This window comes from Citrobacter sp. CK191, from assembly GCF_030333435.1.
Taxonomy (GTDB): Bacteria; Pseudomonadota; Gammaproteobacteria; order Enterobacterales; family Enterobacteriaceae; genus Citrobacter_B; species Citrobacter_B koseri.
In genome coordinates, this window is sequence record NZ_JAOWFX010000031.1 from 1,023,358 (window position 1) to 1,037,119 (window position 13,762).

11 protein-coding genes and 2 riboswitches are annotated in these 13,762 nt (G+C 48.7%); of the genes, 7 read left to right on the forward strand and 4 right to left on the reverse strand.

Features of this window, described 5'->3' with window-relative positions:
• The first annotated feature begins 540 nt into the window (after positions 1–540).
• The 3 genes from OGV82_RS16480 to OGV82_RS16490 all read left to right on the forward strand — a co-directional run bounded on the left by OGV82_RS16480 (position 541) and on the right by OGV82_RS16490 (position 4,264).
• The gene (locus OGV82_RS16480) at positions 541–2,484 is read left to right on the forward strand and encodes a methyl-accepting chemotaxis protein (RefSeq protein ID WP_047463670.1); all 1,944 of its coding nucleotides are present in this window, start codon (positions 541–543) and stop codon (positions 2,482–2,484) included.
• A gap of 204 nt (positions 2,485–2,688) precedes the next feature.
• Positions 2,689–3,003, forward strand: a complete 315-nt coding sequence (locus OGV82_RS16485; protein WP_047463672.1) for a helix-turn-helix domain-containing protein — start codon at positions 2,689–2,691, stop codon at positions 3,001–3,003.
• On the forward strand, positions 2,996–4,264 hold the full coding sequence (locus OGV82_RS16490; protein WP_047463674.1) for a type II toxin-antitoxin system HipA family toxin: 1,269 nt from the start codon (positions 2,996–2,998) through the stop codon (positions 4,262–4,264). The genes OGV82_RS16485 and OGV82_RS16490 overlap by 8 nt, the downstream gene beginning before the upstream one ends.
• A gap of 40 nt (positions 4,265–4,304) precedes the next feature.
• Here OGV82_RS16490 and OGV82_RS16495 read toward each other — a convergent pair whose 3' ends face one another.
• Positions 4,305–5,627 carry a glycoside hydrolase family 10-like protein gene (locus tag OGV82_RS16495; RefSeq protein WP_047463675.1) on the reverse strand — a complete coding sequence of 441 codons (1,323 nt, stop codon included), beginning with the start codon at positions 5,625–5,627 and terminating at the stop codon, positions 4,305–4,307.
• A gap of 75 nt (positions 5,628–5,702) precedes the next feature.
• Positions 5,703–5,765, forward strand: a riboswitch (Fluoride riboswitch).
• 50 nt (positions 5,766–5,815) lie between these two features.
• On the opposite strand from OGV82_RS16495, the gene OGV82_RS16500 reads away from it, so the two are divergent.
• The gene (locus tag OGV82_RS16500) at positions 5,816–7,375 is read left to right on the forward strand and encodes a MutS-related protein (protein WP_080750369.1); all 1,560 of its coding nucleotides are present in this window, start codon (positions 5,816–5,818) and stop codon (positions 7,373–7,375) included.
• Complete coding sequence (locus OGV82_RS16505) at positions 7,372–8,907, forward strand: MutS-related protein (RefSeq protein ID WP_101744147.1); 1,536 nt, start codon at positions 7,372–7,374, stop codon at positions 8,905–8,907. The genes OGV82_RS16500 and OGV82_RS16505 overlap by 4 nt, the downstream gene beginning before the upstream one ends.
• On the opposite strand, the gene eno is transcribed toward OGV82_RS16505, so the two are convergent.
• Both eno and OGV82_RS16515 read right to left on the reverse strand, forming a co-directional pair.
• Positions 8,904–10,190, reverse strand: coding sequence for a phosphopyruvate hydratase (eno, locus tag OGV82_RS16510; protein WP_101744148.1), 1,287 nt, complete (start codon positions 10,188–10,190; stop codon positions 8,904–8,906). The two genes, OGV82_RS16505 and eno, sit on opposite strands and share 4 nt — an antisense overlap.
• Positions 10,191–10,205: 15 nt before the next feature.
• Positions 10,206–10,634, reverse strand: a complete 429-nt coding sequence (locus tag OGV82_RS16515) for a universal stress protein (RefSeq protein WP_012132409.1) — start codon at positions 10,632–10,634, stop codon at positions 10,206–10,208.
• A gap of 236 nt (positions 10,635–10,870) precedes the next feature.
• Positions 10,871–10,945, reverse strand: a riboswitch (Fluoride riboswitch).
• Positions 10,946–11,147: 202 nt separating this feature from the next.
• Between OGV82_RS16515 and OGV82_RS16520 the strand changes: the two genes are divergently transcribed.
• Positions 11,148–11,927, forward strand: a complete 780-nt coding sequence (locus OGV82_RS16520) for an HAD-IIB family hydrolase (RefSeq protein WP_101744149.1) — start codon at positions 11,148–11,150, stop codon at positions 11,925–11,927.
• Between the two features lie 364 nt (positions 11,928–12,291).
• Here the strand turns inward: OGV82_RS16520 and OGV82_RS16525 are convergent, their stop codons facing one another.
• Positions 12,292–12,804, reverse strand: coding sequence for a GNAT family N-acetyltransferase (locus tag OGV82_RS16525; protein WP_101744396.1), 513 nt, complete (start codon positions 12,802–12,804; stop codon positions 12,292–12,294).
• Positions 12,805–13,047: 243 nt separating this feature from the next.
• On the opposite strand from OGV82_RS16525, the gene OGV82_RS16530 reads away from it, so the two are divergent.
• Entirely contained in the window at positions 13,048–13,761 is a 714-nt protein-coding gene (locus OGV82_RS16530; RefSeq protein WP_012132412.1) for a GNAT family N-acetyltransferase, read from the forward strand.
• Position 13,762: the final 1 nt, after the last annotated feature.

The following is a 13,762-nucleotide window of genomic DNA, read 5'->3' on the forward strand; positions in this document are numbered from 1 at the left end:
GGGCATGAATGTGTCGAATCCGTCGCAGGGATCACATTGTGATGCCAGAAATTGCAGGGTCAAAAATGACAAACGCCAGCGTGGATAGCAGAAAAATATAAAAGCGCGAAACACATTATTTATCGGCGGAAAGAACGGTGTATTATTTTTGTAGATTTAATAAATATTCATCAGGCAAGTAATCTGTTCATTTTACGCATTAAAATACAACGCGATATTAATTATTCTTTTATAACAGACAGGTTTGTAGCAACGTATGAAGGCAGGCGAAGCGTAAAACCCCCTGACTTATGAAGTGCGGCACAACCAGGAGAACACAAGGCCTGGCGCGTAAGTGATTAAAAAAACGCATTAAAAATAATATTCAAAATAAGCTTATCACGCTATTTAAATCAGGTGAAAGTGCAGGATTTTGTTATTAGTGACAACGTCACATTTAAGAGCGTGTTAATATTTCTTAACGAACCATAAAACCGCATAAAGATATAAATTTGTGTGCCGATACTGAATAAAAGAGAGTCGTTTACATAAGGGGTTTGTATGGTCTGGTATCCATCACGCATTTCCACCCGTCTGACGATAGGGGGGATTGCGCTGCTTGCAGTGACCACGCTGGTTATTGTTGCCATTATGCTCTGGCGCGGTCAGCCACGCGTTGTTGAGATCAACTCCGCCCTGATAGAGGAGACAGGGCAAGGACTGACTCGCCAGTTAGGTACTGTTTTATCGCGTATTGAAGGTGAAACGGTTAGCCTGTCGCGTCTTGCCGAAGTGCTGCCAAACGACGAATCGCTATACCAGCATGTCGTTCCGCATCTTATTGGCGAACAGAATGATTCCATCATTACCGGCGGCGGCATCTGGCCGGAGCCGGATGCCTTTACGCCCGGTATTGAACGACGCAGTTTCTTCTGGGCGCGTGATGCAGAAGGGAAATTGATCTTTTCCGACGACTACAACGTTGCCGGAGGAAGCGGTTATCATAACGAAAGCTGGTATCTCCAGGCGAAAGGGCACTCACAGAACAGTTGCGTCTGGTCTGATGTTTACCAGGATACGATTTCCGGGGTTAACATGGTGACCTGTAGCATTCCTTATCAACTGGCAGGGAAATTTGCCGGCGTCGCCACAACCGATATCCGACTGGATAACGTCGCCACCTTTATGCAACAACAGGGGAACAGCACGGGCGGTTACGCCTTTGTGGTGGATAAACAGGGGCAAATCCTCTATTTCCCGCAGGCCGATCACGCGCAGTTTAAAACGTTTACTGACCTGGTCAAAGCCTCTGACTGGCTCGCCCCGGTAGCCGGATCGCTGAAAACGCTGAATGCCTCGGCCGATGTCGCCACCATTCCCCTTGAACACGACGGCATACTGGACGGGCCTTCCCGGGTGATGCTTTTCCCGATGGCGGATACCGGGTGGATCGTTGGGCTGGTGACGCCTGAAGAACGCGTTGTCGGACTGGCAAAAGTGATGATGAAGGATGTACTGGAAGTGCTGATTCCGATCATGGCCATTCTGCTGGTGGGCTCCTGGCTGGTGGTGCGCCGTCTTATCTCTCGTCTGGACGATACGCGTCGCGCGCTGGATGATATCGCCCAGGGCGAAGGCGACTTGACTCGCCGCCTGGACGTCCGGGGTAAAGATGAGATTTCCGATATTGCTCAGGCCTTTAACCTCTTTGTGGACAAAATATCCGCGATTCTGATTACCGTTCGCAGCAGTAGCGTGGTGGTTGCGAATAACGCCGTCAGTCTGGCTGACAGTAATATGGAGTTATCCTCCCGCGTAACGCAGCAGGCTGCCGCGCTGGAGGAAAGCGCGTCGGCGATGGAGCAATTAAATGCGACCGTTCATCAAAATACCGGGAATACACAGTTAGCCGATGAGCTTTCCGAAAACACGGCGCAAACGGCTAACCGCTGTGGCGATGTCATGCAGGGCGTGATTTCCACGATGGATAACGTCAGCGCGTCGTCCGGCAGGATGGTGGAAATTGTCGCCGTTATCGACAGCATCGCGTTTCAGACCAACATTCTCGCGCTGAATGCGGCGGTGGAAGCCGCACGAGCGGGTGATGCCGGTCGCGGATTTGCCGTCGTCGCCTCTGAAGTGCGCACGCTGGCACAGCGCAGCGCCACTGCCGCGCAGGAGATCAAGGCGTTAATCGATGAGTCGGTTTCACACGTAGACAGCAGCAGTCAGCAGATCCATAACGCCGGGGATCGTCTTGGCGAGTTGGTCGGCAACGTGCGTCAGGTCAGACAATTGATGGGTGAAATTCGCGTGGCGGGTGAAGAACAGCGTAAAGGTGTCTCTGAGGTCACGCTGGCAGTAACCGAAATGGACAGTACGGTTCAGCAGAACGCGTCGCTGATTGATGATGCCGCTGCGCGAACCCAGGTCCTGAAAGAGGAGGCTGAACAACTGGCGCTGCTGGTCTCTTCATTCAGATTGCCTGAACCCACCGCAGCATAATTTTCTCTCTCCCTCACAGAACGTCTGCAAATTGCGGACGTTCTGCTTGTGTCAGTCAGATAACTAAATCCATTATTTAGTATTTTATCTCCATGAATAGCCAATAACTCCATTATATAGTGGTTTATGCTTTTTGCCTTCGTTGCACATTAACTCTATAATATTGTGTATTACGTCAGAAATATTGCGATAAGGGACACTATGATGGATTTAACCCTTAGTTCTCCAGCCGAGATTGTTACGCTGCTGTGCGACCGGTTACGCAAAGAACGCCTGGCAAAACAGATGACTCAGGCTGACGTGGCCGCCCGGGCGGGGGTTGGCGTCAATACGGTTTCAAACCTTGAAGCAGGCAAAAATGTGGGCTTCGAGAATCTGGTCAGAGTGGCGGTGGTATTAGGTTATGGCGACGCGTTGAAAGCGCTGTTCAAGCCCAAAATTGATAGCCTGGATGATATCTTACGTTATGAGAAGAGCGCGACGCGTCAGCGGGTGAAGAGGAAAAATAGCGATGCCTGAGCAGATAGACGTCTTCTATGAAGGATGGGGGGAACGATGGCTCTGGGGCAAGCTGGTCTCATCAACGGCATTGACCGGTCGGCCAGTCATCGCCTTTGAATACAGTGACGAGGCCGTTCGCAAAGGTTTTGAGCTGTCCCGCTTAACATTACCGCTTGAGGGGCCGCGATTACGCAGGGACTTTCCGGCTCATCAATTACATCTTCCGGGGCCGGTTTACGACGCTCTGCCTGATGGCTGGGGAATGCTGCTGATGGATCGCTTATTCAAACGCAGAGGACTCAATGCCGCCCGAATTGGCCCCCTGGAGCGGCTCACCTGGGTGGGCGGCAACGCAATGGGGGCAATGACATTCCAGCCGGTACAGGCTGAGGCAGAACTCACCTCGCAAGAAGAGATCCCGCTGGTGCAGCTGGCCGCAGAGGTGCAGGAGGTTCTGAGCGGAGAAGGCGGGGAGTTCCTGCAAAAATTATTGCAAATGGGCGGTTCACCACAGGGGGCACGGCCAAAAGCATTACTCTACCGTGACACTGTCACGTCAAAATTCACAACCTCGCCGTTAGCCGGCGCGGAAAGCTGGCTGGTCAAATTCCCGGCCAGACAGGAACATGCCGAGGTCTGCGCCATCGAAGCCGTCTATTCAGCGTGTCTGCGCAAATGCGGCATCCAGACGCCTGACGTTACGTATTTCGCCTTGCCGGAAGGGCAAGCGGCATTCGCCACCCGCCGTTTTGATCGTGAACAAGGGATGCGCGTGCCCATGCAAAGTCTGGCCGCCTTCACTGGCGCGAATTACCAGACGCCGGGTTCGCTCGACTACCGAAGTTTTTTACGTGCGACGCAAATATGCACCAACGATATTCGGGAAAAAGCGCTTGCCTTCGAGCGAGTGGTCTTTAATGTCGTATTCAACAACCGGGACGATCATCCTAAGAACTTCGCTTATCTGATGTCCGCAGATGGGCAATGGACCCTGGCGCCCGCCTATGATGTGACCTATTGCGATGGGCCTGGCGGCTATCATCAGATGGATGTGATGGGTGAAGCTCTGGATATTGAAAGAAAGCATCTTCAGGCGCTGGGTGAACAGGAAGCCGAATTGCCAGCCACCAGAGTCGCGGAGATCATCGCGACTATTTGCGACGTTGCGGCGACGTTCAGCGCAATTGCTACCGATCTCTACCCGGGGAAAATCACGAGCGACACGCTGAACTATATCCAAAAACAGATTGATGGGAATATCAGCCGCCTGAAGGGATGACGGCTGAGTCAGTCTCACGGAGCAAGAGGGTGTGGGGAGGTTAGCTTCCCCACCGGCTTTTCAGATAGTTCACCGCTTGCTGGGTTTGCGGCCGATCAAGATAGCTTTCTCTGAACAGAATTGTGCCTTTGATTTGTGAGACGGATTCATTCAGATCCAGTTGCTTCTTAAGCTCCGGGACGCCGCCATTAATCATCCAGTCCGGTTCATTCTTTGACGGTTCGCCGACTTTATACAACGCCACACCAATATAGAGATGGGTATTCGTGGGTTTCACCACATCCGCCCACCATTTCGCCAGCACATCATAACGGGCCGCGTCACGCGCAAAGGGCCAGTAGAGCTGCGGCGCAATGTAATCCAGTAATCCCAGTTGCACCCAGCGGCGAGTATCGGCATAGGATTCATCATACGCCGCCGCGCCCCTCGTATCCGAACCTGCCGGATCATGCGAGCGGTTACGCCATACGCCAGCGGGGCTGACGCCAAATTCAACATCCGGTTTCAGGTTTTTGACCGTGCGGGACACCTGCTCAATCAGCAGTTGCGTATTGTGTCGCCGCCAGTCCGCTTTTGAGGCAAACGCCTGACCATATCGGGCAAAGGTGGAATTGTCGTTAAGCGTGGAGCCTGGCGTTTCGGTATAGAAATAGTCATCAAACTGTACGCCATCGATGGGATAACGTGTGACTACTTCCGCCACGATACTGGTGATCCAGTCCCGGACGTCAGGAATGCCGGGATCAAGAACAAAACGGTCTCCAGAGATGCGCACCCAGTCGCGATGCAGCACAAACACGCTCGCCGGATTTGACGTCACCGTCGCGTTTAACTGCGCTACCGTTGCTGGTTTGGTGTTTACTGATACGCGGTAGGGGTTAAACCAGGCGTGTACTTTCATTCCCCGCTTATGCGCTTCATCAAGCATAAACTGTAGCGGATCGTAGCCCGGATCTTCACCAATCTTTCCGGTCAGCATATCTGACCACGGTAAAATTTTTGACGGCCAGAGCGCCGTTCCATCCGGCTTGACCTGGAAAAACACGGTATTGATTCCCAGACTTTTTAGCTTATCCAGCTTTTCGATCAACGCGTTCTGTTGTTGACGCACCCGAACCGCCGCGTTACTCGTATTCACGGAACTGACCGGAGGCCAGTCAAGACGCGAAACGGTTGCCAGCCAGATACCACGAACCGGCTGCTGATTTTTCTGGGATGAAGCTGGCGTCGCGGAAGAAGGGGGCGTAACCAGAGAAACGGGAGGTTTTGAGGCGCAACTGGCAAGTAAAAACGCGGTGGCGACAAGCGTAGCCCGTTTTTTTACTTTGCTGACAAGACGAGCGTGACGAGAGCTGATGATCATATTTGCCAATTTTCCGTTTGGTTAATCCAAAAAATCTTACACGAGATCTGGCTAATTACAGAGTTCATTGCTACGTTTTTTACAGGAGATGGCATTCCTCCTCATAACCGCCCTCTGGCTGATGATGCCTGCACATTCTGGACGTTGCCCCGCGTGGACAAGTCAACGTGTATTGTGTAGGAGTCATTATGCGCCGTACCTCAACAACATCGCTGCAATTTATTACCGTTTTGTATGCCTCTGGTCGTCGTCATACACCCCCTTCGGGCGATCGTGCTCCTGCATATTTTGTCGATCTGAATCTTGATAAAATCGTCGATCGCATTGTTCAGGGACGGGAAGAGTACGGCATCAGCGCTTTCTTTTATTCACCGCTTGAATGTCTGGAGGATATCCTCTATCGACAGGAAATTATTCAGGATGTGACAATACATGCGCTCTATAAGGCGCTAATGGCATATTCCACAGATATGAAGAATATCAGGGATATTTCAGAAGAAAAAACAAACCGGTTTTACTTCTATCAACAGCGGCGCTGGGAGCTTGAGTGCATTTTGTTGTATTGCCAGGCCGTTACGGCGCTGTATGAGCGTATAGCGCCGCTGTCTTTGTCTTCCGATGGTATGATTAATTTCAGGCATTATCTTCGTCAGTATATCGAGAGTGAAAATTTTACCGGGTTATATTTAACCGCCACTATGATAAGAAAAAGTCTGGAGGCGGTTCAGTACGGCCTGAAAATTAAAGGCGACGCCATTATTGTTGAACGGTATCACCAGGAGAAAAACTATAGCGATGAGATCCTCGATGTGTTCTCAAAATTTAAGCAGCATGATGTGAATGTCGAGGTGGAAAGTAGACATCACAGCTTCGGGATGAACCATATTGAAGCACAAGTTCTGGATTGTGTTGCCAGACTATTTCCCACCGAGTTTCATCAACTTGATGTGTTTATAGATGCCAACAAACGCTACAGAGATAACACGCTGGATCTTTTTGAACGTGAAGTGCAGTTTTATCTGGCTGTTGTGGAATACATTGAAAAATTTCGGCAGAAAGGGCTGCCGTTTTGTATCCCGGAGATACAACGAGATAAAAAAGCTATTTCGGCTGTTGCGGCTTTCGATCTCGCGCTTGCAGAGGTCATCCTTGAGAAAAAGGAGAAGGTTGTCTGCAATGATTTCAGCTTCCAGAAGCATGAACGTATTTTCGTCATATCGGGCCCCAACCAGGGCGGGAAAACCACCTTTGCCCGCATGATAGGGCAACTGCATTTTCTTGCCTTGCTGGGCATTTATGTCCCTGCCAGGCAGGCAAAGCTCTTTCTGACAGACACTATTTTTACGCATTTTGAGAAAAGCGAAAATATTTATAACCTCCGGGGAAAACTGTATGACGACCTGGTGAGAATAAAAGCGATCCTTGATGCTGCCACATCACACAGTTTGATTATCATGAATGAGATTTTTACGTCAACCACATCGCGGGACGCCATTTATCTGGGAACGCGGGTAATCAAGAAAATAGTCATGCTCGATGCGCTTTGTGTCTGCGTAACGTTTATCGACGAGCTTACGGCATTAGACCCGTCCATCGTCAGCTTAATGAGTACGGTTGAGCATAATAATGCGGCATTAAGAACCTATAAAATCACCAGGAAACCGGCCGATGGTATCGCATGGTCAACGACGCTGGTGATAAAGCATGGGCTGACATATGAGCAGATAAAAACGAGGTTAAACGGATGAACGCGTATCTGATGTATAAAGATAACGATTTTATCGTTGACGATAATATCCCAGAGAACATCAAATTTGCCATGAAAGATCTGGAGCTGGCGGTGTTGTTTCATGCGTTGTCTGATGGGGATGATTTTCTTTATTCCGTCGTCAGGAAGGCATGTTCTGTGCTGCTATCGGGCATTCCTGACATTGAGTACAGGCAGGCTATTCTGCGGGATTGCCTGTATAATGAGGACGTTATCAGAACATTCTATAACGTGGTGGTTGAATGCCTGCAAATGGAAAAAGAGAAACTTCACTACGGCGTTTTTGGTCATTATCCTTCCGCTGTGCTGCATCAGTCTCTTTCGTTTACCCAATTCCTGATGACCTATTTACAGAAAATAAAAATTATCGCACAAGAAAACATCCATCACGTTGAATCTCCGGGGATGGTTCGTCTTTTCTCGATGCTTGTTCAGGAGTTAAACGATGATTATATGAGTACTATTGAAAGACATCTGAAACAGATGTCTTTCAAAAAAGGCGTATTAATCAGCGCGCGATTAGGGCAGGGGAATCAGGGCAAAGACTATGTACTCAGGCGGCCCAATCCCCCGCAAAAAGGATGGTTCCGGCGTCTTTGGACAAAAAGGCCAGCGCATTACACCGTACAGCTAGCCGCGCGTGATGAAAATGGCTTCAGGGCATTAAGCGACTTAAAGGACGAAGGGCTCGTATTGATCGCCAACGCAATGGCGCAATCCACCGCGCATTTGCTTAATTTTCTAAAGTCACTGCGCACTGAATTAGGATTTTATATTTCATGCCTTAATCTTGCGCAGGCCTTAAACAAACGCAATATTCCACTGTGCTTTCCTGTCCCGATATATCAAAGAGAACGCCATCATGTGTTTGAGGCACTCTTTGATCCCTGCCTTGCACTGACATCGGATCGGGAAATCGTTAGCAACACATTAAGAACAGATAATAAAAATACTTTTATCATCACTGGCGCAAACCAGGGAGGGAAATCCACGTTTTTACGCAGTATCGGGCTGGCGCAGATAATGATGCAGACAGGGATGTTCGTTTCTGCTGAATGTTATAGCGCAGATCTTTGTCGGCAGATATTCACGCATTACAAATGTGAAGAAGACAGCCATATGGTCAGCGGAAAGCTGGATGAAGAGCTCCGACGAATGAGTGATATTGTTGATGCTCTACAACGTGATGACCTGGTGCTGTTTAACGAATCGTTCTCTGCAACAAACAGTCGGGAAGGGGCCGAAATCATCAGAGGCGTGGTAACCGCACTGGCAGAAAGCAACGTGAAGCTCTTTTTTGTTACGCATACTGCGGAATTTGCATGTTCGTTTTATCAGGAGGATTACCAGGACACGGTATACCTGTGCGCCGAACGACGCGACGATGGAGAAAGGACATACAAAATAGCAGAAGGCGTGCCTCTGGATATCAGTTATGGCGAAGATCTGTACCGGGATGTTTTTGATGCCTCTCCCGTATACCGGAATACGGGAGAGGTTTCAGAGCATTAACCTTTTCTGAAAGCAGATTTACCGGCAAAAACGGCGGCATCGCCAAGTTCATCTTCAATACGCATTAGCTGATTGTATTTCTCGATGCGTTCTCCACGGCTTGGCGCTCCCGTTTTGAGGTGTCCTGCGCGTAAGCCTACCGTCATATCAGCAATGAAACTGTCTATTGTTTCTCCGCTACGGTGTGAGATAAAGCTGCCCCAGTGATGATCATGACACAATTGAACCGCTTCGATTGTCTCGCTTAACGTACCAATCTGGTTCAGTTTGATCAGTGCGGCATTCGCCAGATTTTCATTAACTCCTCGCTGGATATATTTCACGTTAGTCACAAAAAGATCGTCACCCACCAGTTCAATCTTATTGCCAAGCGTATCGCTCAGAATTCGCCAGCCAGCCCAGTCATCTTCGGCCAGGCCATCTTCGATCAGAACAATGGGGAATTCGTTGACCAGCCGCTCATAATAGCGCGTCATCTCTTCCGCACTGAATTGCGCATTTTCGCTGCGCAGGGTGTATTTTCCGTCTGAGTAAAATTCGCTGGATGCAGGGTCCATGCAAATAACAATATCCTCGCCGGGTTTATAACCGGCTTTTTCGATCGCTTCGACAATCAATTCCAGCGGTTGCCGGTTTGACGAGACGGCTGGCGCGAATCCACCTTCATCACCCACGCCAGTAGACAAGCCTTTCTCCAGTAAGACCTGACGTAAATTCTGATACACCTCGCTACCCCAGCGAATGGCTTCCCGAACAGAGCTTGCGCCCCAGGGGGCAATCATGAACTCCTGAAAATCGGCGCCTTGCCAGCGAGCGTGAACGCCGCCATTGATGATATTCATACAAGGAACCGGGAGGAGGTTAGCACCAACGCCGCCGAGGTAACGATACAGCGGAATGTTTGATAGCTGCGCGGCCAGACGCGCCACGGCAAGCGATACCCCGAGAATAGCATTGGCCCCGAGACGACTTTTATTTTCCGTACCATCAAGAGTTATCAGGCGGTTATCGATATCTTTCTGGCGGCGGACATCATATCCCCGCAGCGCATTATCGATCTCAGTATTGATACTCTGAACCGCGCCCAATACACCTTTGCCGCCAAAACGCGACTTATCTCCATCACGGAGCTCAATGGCTTCGCGCGAACCGGTACTGGCACCGGAAGGGACTGACGCGCGCGCAACACCGCCGCCGATGGCGGAGACTTCGACTTCAACGGTCGGATTACCTCGGGAGTCCAGAATTTCTCTTGCGATCACACGTTCAATTTCATAGCTCATAGAAATGACCTTATTTTATGGAGTGGATATATGTTTAATCAGCACATCAACCGAGAGATGATTGATGAACTCAAAAGAGAACGAGGAAAAAACCCCAAACAGGCGATTCTTATGACCCAGCATGACCAGGTCGATATCCTCATGTTGGATAACCGCTTCAACATCTTTGAAACGTTGAATGCTGATAATTGATTTCACTTGCACATGAATACTGCTGGATTCCGCCAGGCGACTGAGCATCGCTTTGGCCTCGATCACTTCATGTGATTGCCGATCCCGGGTTAAAGCATCACTCGTGTAATCCAGCTCCCGGTAATCAGAACTGATATGCCCGAGGGTGATCTGAGTCCCCATTTCTTTTGCCAGACGTTCAGCATGGTGCAGCAACAGCACACCATCGATTTCATTCTGGACCAGTAATAATGCGTGTTTGTACATATGCATACGCCACCTCTCAAGTAATGAGAAACGTTCAGCATCGCAAATGAACAATGTGTTGCAGACGGGCCGATGGACATAACAAGAGCCGGTGAGCGCTACGTTGTTGCTGATGTTGTGATAGTCAAAGGCATGGATAACATCTTTCTTTTCAAAAAGATGAGATTCAGGAAGTAATGAAGTGGTTGTTTTACTATTCATAGCGATACCCGACATACATGCCTAAGAAAAACAGCAACAGTTGTATATCAGGCGTCATCATCCGATTCGAGCGAACCGGCGGTTGGGAAAGGTGGAACACCATCACCTTGTGAACTAAGCGTATAGCAGGTTCAGGCGGAAATCAATGAGAAGTAAGTCTGTTACGCATGGATCGCGAAGAAGGAGAGGGTAGTCAACGAAATCTGCGGCGGAAATAACGCAATAAAAATTATAACTTAGTACGATTTTGACTTTAACAATTCCATAAGTCGTTTAATTATAGACAGTTATTGTATCTACAAGTCTTCGAGTGTGCTTATGAAAGAGATCTGTTCCGCAGATTCGTCAACATTTAAACATGTGCGTTTTGTTCTCACAGACATGGATGAAACGCTAACTTACAAGGGGCGCCTTGCGGCTGAAACCTATATGGCGCTGGAACGGTTGCAGAATGCAGGAGTAAAAGTGATACCGGTCACAGCCGCGCCCGCAGGCTGGTGCGACCAGATGGCACGGATGTGGCCAGTTGATGGCGTCATTGGTGAAAATGGCGGTGTGTTTTTCAGAAGGCGAAATGACTGTCATGGCATTGAGCGTTTCTTCTGGCACGGCACAGAAAAATATCCTGACGTCGCTGAGCGCCTGACGCAAATTGGGGAACAGATAAAAAGGGAAATTCCTGCCGCTCATTTTGCCGACGATCAACCTTTCAGGATGACGTCCATTGCCTTTGCTAAACCGTCAGAAGCCCATCAGTGTTCATTAATACTTAACGCATTGACGCAAGCAGGCGCTACAACCACCGTAAACAATCTCTGGATTCTTGGCTGGTCTGGAGAATATGACAAGTTATCTATGGCCCGACGAGTGCTCAGGGATTTTTACGATCTCGACATTGATGCCGAACGTTCTGCCGTATTGTATAGCGGCGACTCGACGAATGATGCGCCGATGTTTTCATTCTTTGAACATACGGTTGGAGTGAGCACGGTATCAGATTACCTTGATCAAATCCCGAAACCTCCGCAGTGGATTACCCGTGGCCCGGGAGGTGCTGGTTTTGTGGAAATTGCAGATGCGGTAATTGCCGCCAGATAGTGAGAAACGCAGATCCCATTGGCTTATCCGGTCACAGTGGCCGGGTTTTTAATGCGTGCGCTACATGAAATCTGACGCAGGGATAACCGCCAACAGTTTGCAGAATTCACACAGGACACGATGGAAGGCATGCAGAAAAAGGCGAGGGATGCATTATGAGTCAAGGGAGTAAGCCTGTATTGGGCGTCATAAATTCAATTTAACATAATATACATTATGCGCACCAAAGAGGATAAAGGGAAAATCTGTGGTTTTGTAGTCATCCTTGTGTGCTGGCCGCTATAGTCTCTGAAGCACTTTCTCCAGCACGACTCTCCGTTGATTCTGGGGCTCTGTTTCACAGCTCCGGCACTTCCCGCGATGTCTAAATACATTTTCCGAATACATGTAACACGCTTTTTTGCTTAGGCGTTGTGAATTCCTCATCCGCAAGATGCTGCATCCCCAGGGATTCATAAAACCGACGCCCGCTGTCGTTACCCTTAAGAACCTGCAACCAGAAAAAATGCTGCTCCTTATGCCTTGCTATCTCGATAGCTTTTTCGAAAAGAATTCGGCCATATCCTTTACCGGTTTCTCCGGGTGCAAAATACAGTTTGTTTAAGAGCGCTCCTGAGTGATTACCACCGCTAACTGGACGGTCCCAGCTTATCTTTGCAAAACCTACTGGCTTATCGCTTTCCGCAATGAGCCAGGTGACTGACGGATCATTTAAACTATTTTCAAGTTGGTCCGGCGCGTACTCACTGTCAATAAATTGTCGAAGCTCTACAGGACAATCCCATAACTCTTTGAAATGATGGTAATAACTTGACTTCCCCAGCGTTTGCAATGTCAGGGTATCGGCAGGTACAGCATAACGTATGGTCAAGTTCATACACTCTCCTGAAACGACTTAAATTTAAGTTAACGCACAACATAATGCTGAATATGATATTTATCACAAAGCGCTCAGAAGTGCTGTAGCAAGATTAAAATATGCTATGGTTAATATATAATGTTTTCATCGGGTACATCCATCAGTTGTTGTTAACATACTAAGGAACCTGTCGCTTACTCACATAAACATACCGATATTACTCGTTTAAATCCTTGTCGTTATTATTTTAAGGAGAAGAGTATGAAAGAGCTTAATATCTTCGGTCAATATGTAGGCAGACATCTTGAGGGTAACCTTGATTTTATTTTACCTGACACGCGCCAGTTGTCAGGCCGTTACTGTCACTTACAACCCCTTGCGACTTACCACTGTGATGATCTTTATCAGGGCTGGCATAGCATAGAGGACCCACGGGACTGGACTTATCTTCCTGATGAACGCCCCGAGACAAGGCAAGCAACCTTTGACTATATCAAACGCATCATCAGTCAGGGCGGAATTTCATATTATGCCATAATAGAAAATAAATCTGCGAAAGCCCGAGGCACCCTCGCCCTTTTTAATATAGACAAGAATAATGGCGTTGCGGAAATCGGATATGTACATCTCACGCCAGCGATAAAACGCACCTTTTTAAGCACGGAAGCAATTTATCTTTTACTGATGTATGTTTTTGATGTGCTTAAATATCGTCGTTGTGAGTGGCAAACAGACACGCTTAATCATGCTGGAATGAATGCTGCTGAAAGAATTGGGTTTCGAAAAGAAGGCATCTTACGTGATAAGCAAATCATAAAATCAAGAAGCGTGGATATCGCAACATATTCAATTATTAGCGCCGAGTGGCCGAAGATATCCAGTGCGATATCTGTCTGGCTAAGAACGGAAAATCTCGACGAACGTGGACATCAGATCCACCCTTTACGGCACTATCTGGCGGAGCCTGAAGTGTAAT